Here is a 1,316-nt window from a genome sequence, read left to right as displayed (position 1 = left end):
AGTCCGTCCTGAATAACCGACTTCAAAGCACGGCGAAGGGGCGAAATTCGGGGCGCGGCGCTTGCCGGCGATTGGTGTCGGCAATGGAGAAGCACAGCATCCAGACGTAAAAAAGCCGGATGGCTCTCAGGATCATTCGGAGATTGTGGCCGGCGCCGCAAAGCACGGCATTCAAGGCATCGCCGAGGCTGCCTTTGAGCCAATTTCGACGCAACTTGCCTTCGTTTTTCATGTGCCCGATCGCGGGTTCAACGGCACTTCGTCGATGAATGGCTTTCCGGATGGACGGGGTGACACCGCGCCTCTGGCCGCTGCGCCGGATCATCACGCCATCAACGCTGACGCCCCGATAGCCCTTGTCGACAAACACTGCCTTCGGTTTCTGTGCGGTGAGCAGGCTCACCTGCTCGATGGCTTCCGGCAGCGTGTGACCGTCGTAGGGGTTGCCAGGCAAACTGCGCATACCGACCACCAGACCTTCCTTGTGTGTGGTGGCGACGGTGACCTTGACGCCGAATTCGTACGGCTGGCGCGCCTTGCCTTTGGAAATGCACTCAACCTCCGGGGCGTGCAGGCTGTAGAGCTTGTTTTTGTCTTTGGGTTTTTGTTCCAGCAGTCGTTTGACACGCGCCAGGATGCTGGCTGCCTTCGCGCATTGCATTTCGTCCTGGCGATCCAGTTTACGATCAATGTCACGCCAGACTCGTCCGACCACGGTGCGCAAGGATTTCAGGCAAGCCTTCATGCGCCGGAATTGCTTGGCATGGGCGTACCGTCCCACCTGGGCGGCCAGTCGGGGCGCTTCGCGGTTGTAGTTCTGGCGCAGGGTGATGCCCAGGGCGCCGGCCAGTTTCACCAGATGCTGCCGGCCGCGTTCGAGCAGGCGACTATCGGTCGGGTAAGCCACGGCTTTTTCCATCACCGTGGTGTCGACGATGATCTTCTCGAAACTCTTGGCCTTGACCACCTTGCCCCGGCGGGCGGCTTCGATGGTTTCGGTCAGCAACCACTCAACACCTTCTTCACCAACCCGCTGGCGCCAGCGGGTCATCGACGAGGGGTCAATCGGCGGTTCGTGCTGGAAGTAGGTTTCGCCACAGAAGTGCTGCCAGTACGGGTTCTCGACCCACGTCCAGACCAGATCCTCATCCGAGCAGGCGAACGTGTGTTGCAGGTAGAGCAAACCCGCGATCAATCGCGGCGAACTGGCCGGACGCCCGGTACGGGAAGGAAAGAACACTGCCCAGCGGGCTTCGAAGACTGACCAATCAATCAACTCGGCCAATTTGACCAACGGATGTTTGAGGTTGATCAGT

1 protein-coding gene is annotated in these 1,316 nt (G+C 59.8%); it reads right to left on the bottom strand.

Translation table 11 applies throughout. The features are described from left to right. Positions 1–22 precede the first annotated feature (22 nt). Entirely contained in the window at positions 23–1,315 is a 1,293-nt protein-coding gene (locus BO74_RS21105) for an IS5 family transposase (protein WP_496445372.1), read from the bottom strand. Position 1,316: the final 1 nt, after the last annotated feature.

It is taken from the genome of Propionivibrio pelophilus DSM 12018 (genome assembly GCF_059569095.1).
Note: the sequence above shows the minus strand (reverse complement) of the source record. Positions and strands in the feature narration are given on the sequence as shown.